Here is a 5,744-nt window from a genome sequence, read left to right on the forward strand (position 1 = left end):
GCTCTTTAACAAGTAACAGCCGATAAGCGTGGGCGTTTGAGTCGAGTGCTGGTGCCGCAAGGTACCAAGTCTCTTGGACTTTAAACGCTCATGGAAGTGAAGTTCACTTCAATTCTTTGAGCAAATTCAAGATCGAACTCAAGAGTTTGATCCTGGCTCAGATTGAACGCTGGCGGCATGCCTTACACATGCAAGTCGAACGGTAACGCGGGGCAACCTGGCGACGAGTGGCGAACGGGTGAGTAAAGCATCGGAACGTGCCCAGTAGTGGGGGATAGCCCGGCGAAAGCCGGATTAATACCGCATACGACCTACGGGTGAAAGGGGGGGATCGCAAGACCTCTCGCTATTGGAGCGGCCGATGTCAGATTAGCTAGTTGGTGGGGTAAAGGCCTACCAAGGCGACGATCTGTAGCTGGTCTGAGAGGACGACCAGCCACACTGGGACTGAGACACGGCCCAGACTCCTACGGGAGGCAGCAGTGGGGAATTTTGGACAATGGACGCAAGTCTGATCCAGCCATGCCGCGTGCGGGAAGAAGGCCTTCGGGTTGTAAACCGCTTTTGTCAGGGAAGAAATCTTCTGGGTTAACACCTCGGGAGGATGACGGTACCTGAAGAATAAGCACCGGCTAACTACGTGCCAGCAGCCGCGGTAATACGTAGGGTGCGAGCGTTAATCGGAATTACTGGGCGTAAAGCGTGCGCAGGCGGTTATATAAGACAGAGGTGAAATCCCCGGGCTCAACCTGGGAACTGCCTTTGTGACTGTATAGCTTGAGTGCGGCAGAGGGGGATGGAATTCCGCGTGTAGCAGTGAAATGCGTAGATATGCGGAGGAACACCGATGGCGAAGGCAATCCCCTGGGCCTGCACTGACGCTCATGCACGAAAGCGTGGGGAGCAAACAGGATTAGATACCCTGGTAGTCCACGCCCTAAACGATGTCAACTGGTTGTTGGGAAGGTTCCTTCTCAGTAACGAAGCTAACGCGTGAAGTTGACCGCCTGGGGAGTACGGCCGCAAGGTTGAAACTCAAAGGAATTGACGGGGACCCGCACAAGCGGTGGATGATGTGGTTTAATTCGATGCAACGCGAAAAACCTTACCTACCCTTGACATGTCTGGAATCCTGAAGAGATTTGGGAGTGCTCGAAAGAGAGCCAGAACACAGGTGCTGCATGGCCGTCGTCAGCTCGTGTCGTGAGATGTTGGGTTAAGTCCCGCAACGAGCGCAACCCTTGTCATTAGTTGCTACGAAAGGGCACTCTAATGAGACTGCCGGTGACAAACCGGAGGAAGGTGGGGATGACGTCAGGTCCTCATGGCCCTTATGGGTAGGGCTACACACGTCATACAATGGCCGGTACAGAGGGCTGCCAACCCGCGAGGGGGAGCCAATCCCAGAAAACCGGTCGTAGTCCGGATCGCAGTCTGCAACTCGACTGCGTGAAGTCGGAATCGCTAGTAATCGCGGATCAGCTTGCCGCGGTGAATACGTTCCCGGGTCTTGTACACACCGCCCGTCACACCATGGGAGCGGGTTCTGCCAGAAGTAGTTAGCCTAACCGCAAGGAGGGCGATTACCACGGCAGGGTTCGTGACTGGGGTGAAGTCGTAACAAGGTAGCCGTATCGGAAGGTGCGGCTGGATCACCTCCTTTCTGGAAAATACTTCGAAAGCGATTCATGTTGCGCAAGCGATGTGAAGCGAAGAGTAGAAGTCATATGGTGCTTGATTCTTGCGCCCACACTTATCGGCTGTGAAACACACAACAGTGATGAACATGGTGAATGTGTGAGCTTGGGCAGAGCGTCAATTGGCCTCGAAGCCAAGTGAGCCTGTGCCAGGAGCCATGCGTTCCAAAGAATGCGTGGGTCTGTAGCTCAGTCGGTTAGAGCACCGTCTTGATAAGGCGGGGGTCGTTGGTTCGAATCCAACCAGACCCACCAACCATTCGAGGCGACGGTGTCGTCCGGTTCAGAGATAGACGGGGGATTAGCTCAGCTGGGAGAGCACCTGCTTTGCAAGCAGGGGGTCGTCGGTTCGATCCCGTCATCCTCCACCATCGTGACGGCCAATGCCATCTGTTCTCACTTCTGCGTCGGGTACAAACCCAAGATTCTGCTGGGATCTTGGGTTTGTCTTCGAAAGAAGGCTGTTGTTCTTTAACAATTCAAAGAGTCGAAAATCAGCGTTGTCGACGGAAAGCGGCTCAGGGGTAAAGCCTGAATCGCACCGTGCCGTCGATGACATTAGATGATTGCGTCACCAAACTTCAACTCTTTTAAAAGAGACATGAAGAACGGCATAACGTGAATACTCAAAAACCGATCGCTCTAGCGTTGAGCGATTGGGACCAGTCCTTGATCGATGTCTGAAGCATTGACATCAAAGTTATAGGGTCAAGTGACTAAGTGCATGTGGTGGATGCCTTGGCGATTACAGGCGACGAAGGACGTGATAGCCTGCGATAAGCTTCGGGGAGCTGGCAAATTAGCTTTGATCCGGAGATTTCCGAATGGGGAAACCCACCCTTAGGGGTATCGCATGATGAATACATAGTCATGCGAGGCGAACCGGGTGAACTGAAACATCTCAGTAGCTCGAGGAAAAGACATCAACCGAGATTCCGAAAGTAGTGGCGAGCGAAATCGGAACAGCCAGTGCTCTTTAGCATTCTTCTTATCAAAACGGAATGGAAAGTCCGGCCATAGTGGGTGATAGCCCCGTATGAGAAAAGTCGAATGTGGAACTAGGTGCACGACAAGTAGGGCGGGACACGTGAAATCCTGTCTGAAGATGGGGGGACCATCCTCCAAGGCTAAATACTCGTAATCGACCGATAGTGAACAAGTACCGTGAGGGAAAGGCGAAAAGAACCCCGGGAGGGGAGTGAAATAGATCCTGAAACCGCATGCATACAAAAAGTCGGAGCCGCAAGGTGACGGCGTACCTTTTGTATAATGGGTCAGCGACTTACATTCAGTGGCAAGCTTAACCGAGTAGGGAAGGCGAAGGGAAACCGAGTCCGAATAGGGCGTCTAGTCGCTGGGTGTAGACCCGAAACCAGGTGATCTATCCATGGCCAGGATGAAGGTGCGGTAACACGCACTGGAGGTCCGAACCGACTAGTGTTGCAAAACTAGCGGATGAGCTGTGGATAGGGGTGAAAGGCTAAACAAACCTGGAGATAGCTGGTTCTCTCCGAAAACTATTTAGGTAGTGCCTCAAGTATTACCATCGGGGGTAGAGCACTGTTTAGGCTAGGGGGTCATGGCGACTTACCAAACCTATGCAAACTCCGAATACCGATGAGTACAGCTTGGGAGACAGAGCACCGGGTGCTAACGTCCGGACTCAAGAGGGAAACAACCCAGACCGCCAGCTAAGGTCCCCAAAATTGGCTAAGTGGGAAACGAAGTGGGAAGGCTAAAACAGTCAGGATGTTGGCTTAGAAGCAGCCATCATTTAAAGAAAGCGTAATAGCTCACTGATCGAGTCGTCCTGCGCGGAAGATGTAACGGGGCTAAGCCAGTTACCGAAGCTGCGGGTGCATATTTATATGCGCGGTAGGAGAGCGTTCTGTAAGCCTGTGAAGGTGGGTTGTGAAGCCTGCTGGAGGTATCAGAAGTGCGAATGCTGACATGAGTAGCGTTAAAGGGGGTGAAAAGCCCCCTCGCCGAAAGCGCAAGGTTTCCTACGCAACGTTCATCGGCGTAGGGTGAGTCGGCCCCTAAGGCGAGGCAGAGATGCGTAGCTGATGGGAAACAGGTCAATATTCCTGTACCGATCTATGGTGCGATGTGGGGACGGAGAAGGTTAGCTCAGCCAACTGTTGGATATGTTGGTTCAAGCCTGTAGTCATGCCTGGTAGGCAAATCCGCCGGGCTTAGATGAGGGGTGATAACGAGTCTGCTTGCAGACGAAGTGAGTGATACCCTGCTTCCAGGAAAAGCCACTAAGCTTCAGCCATAGACGACCGTACCGCAAACCGACACTGGTGCGCGAGATGAGTATTCTAAGGCGCTTGAGAGAACTCTGGAGAAGGAACTCGGCAAATTGACACCGTAACTTCGGAAGAAGGTGTGCCTTTGGTAGGTGAACCATTGACTTGGGGAGCCGATAAAGGCCGCAGAGAATCGGTGGCTGCGACTGTTTATTAAAAACACAGCACTCTGCAAAGACGAAAGTCGACGTATAGGGTGTGACGCCTGCCCGGTGCTGGAAGATTAATTGATGGGGTGCAAGCTCTTGATCGAAGTCCCAGTAAACGGCGGCCGTAACTATAACGGTCCTAAGGTAGCGAAATTCCTTGTCGGGTAAGTTCCGACCTGCACGAATGGCGTAACGATGGCCACACTGTCTCCTCCAGAGACTCAGCGAAGTTGAAATGTTTGTGATGATGCAATCTCCCCGCGGAAAGACGGAAAGACCCCATGAACCTTTACTGTAGCTTTACATTGGACTTTGAACAGATCTGTGTAGGATAGGTGGGAGGCTTTGAAGTAGGGACGCTAGTTTCTATGGAGCCAACGTTGAAATACCACCCTGGTGTGTTTGAGGTTCTAACCTTGGTCCCTTATCGGGATTGGGGACAGTGTATGGTGGGCAGTTTGACTGGGGCGGTCTCCTCCCAAAGTGTAACGGAGGAGTTCGAAGGTACGCTAGCCACGGTCGGAAATCGTGGTGATAGTGCATTGGCATAAGCGTGCTTGACTGCGAGACTGACAAGTCGAGCAGGTACGAAAGTAGGACAAAGTGATCCGGTGGTTCTGTATGGAAGGGCCATCGCTCAACGGATAAAAGGTACTCTGGGGATAACAGGCTGATACCGCCCAAGAGTTCATATCGACGGCGGTGTTTGGCACCTCGATGTCGGCTCATCTCATCCTGGGGCTGTAGCCGGTCCCAAGGGTATGGCTGTTCGCCATTTAAAGAGGTACGTGAGCTGGGTTTAAAACGTCGTGAGACAGTTTGGTCCCTATCTTCCGTGGGCGCTGCAAGATTGAGAGAGCCTGCTCCTAGTACGAGAGGACCGGAGTGGACGCACCGCTGGTGTATCGGTTGTCATGCCAATGGCATTGCCGAGTAGCTAAGTGCGGAAGAGATAACCGCTGAAAGCATCTAAGCGGGAAACTCGTCTCAAGATGAGTCTTGCCGGGGCCTTGAGCCCCCTGAAGGGTCGTTCGAGACCAGGACGTTGATAGGCTGGGTGTGGAAGCGCAGTAATGCGTTAAGCTAACCAGTACTAATTGCCCGTGAGGCTTGACCCTATAACTTTGATGTTGATTCGGTGTAGAATCGAGATCGAATTTGGATTGGGTTGAGTATTTATAGTTTGCCGTTGTTCATGTGCATGAATGCGGTGAGCGCAATCATCTGAAAAGTTCAGCCAGGAGGTGGTTGAGCCAACGCTGATGAGTCGACTGATCCATGTGCTGCCAGGCCAAGTTGCCCGGCGGTGAGTGTGCCCGGCGCATGCTGCACATGGATCAGTCGAGTCTGTCGACTCTTTGAATTGGCCTTCTCGGCCCTGCGCTCACCCGCGCACCCGAGCCGGCAACAAGTTGAAGCCTGATGACCATAGCGAGGTGGTCCCACTCCTTCCCATCCCGAACAGGACAGTGAAACGCCTCTGCGCCGATGATAGTGCGGATTCCCGTGTGAAAGTAGGACATCGTCAGGCTACTAATACCAGAGTAAAACGCCCGGTCTTTGCCGGGCGTTTCTTCTCTGAAGAA

General features: G+C 52.8%; 2 tRNA genes and 3 rRNA genes. All 5 read left to right on the forward strand.

The annotated features are described in order from the left end of the window. The first annotated feature begins 134 nt into the window (after positions 1–134). Positions 135–1,663 (forward strand): 16S ribosomal RNA (locus LRH25_RS32330). 212 nt (positions 1,664–1,875) lie between these two features. Beyond that, a tRNA-Ile gene (locus LRH25_RS32335) sits at positions 1,876–1,952 on the forward strand. 40 nt (positions 1,953–1,992) lie between these two features. Beyond that, positions 1,993–2,068, forward strand: a tRNA-Ala gene (locus LRH25_RS32340). A gap of 335 nt (positions 2,069–2,403) precedes the next feature. Continuing rightward, positions 2,404–5,276: ribosomal RNA gene (locus LRH25_RS32345) — 23S ribosomal RNA — on the forward strand. Positions 5,277–5,576: 300 nt separating this feature from the next. Beyond that, a 5S ribosomal RNA gene (rrf, locus tag LRH25_RS32350) occupies positions 5,577–5,689 on the forward strand. Together the 16S, 23S and 5S rRNA genes with 2 tRNA genes alongside form the textbook arrangement of a ribosomal RNA operon. Positions 5,690–5,744: the final 55 nt, after the last annotated feature.

The sequence above is a fragment of the Ideonella azotifigens genome, from assembly GCF_021043325.1.
GTDB classification, from domain to species: Bacteria; Pseudomonadota; Gammaproteobacteria; order Burkholderiales; family Burkholderiaceae_C; genus Ideonella; species Ideonella azotifigens.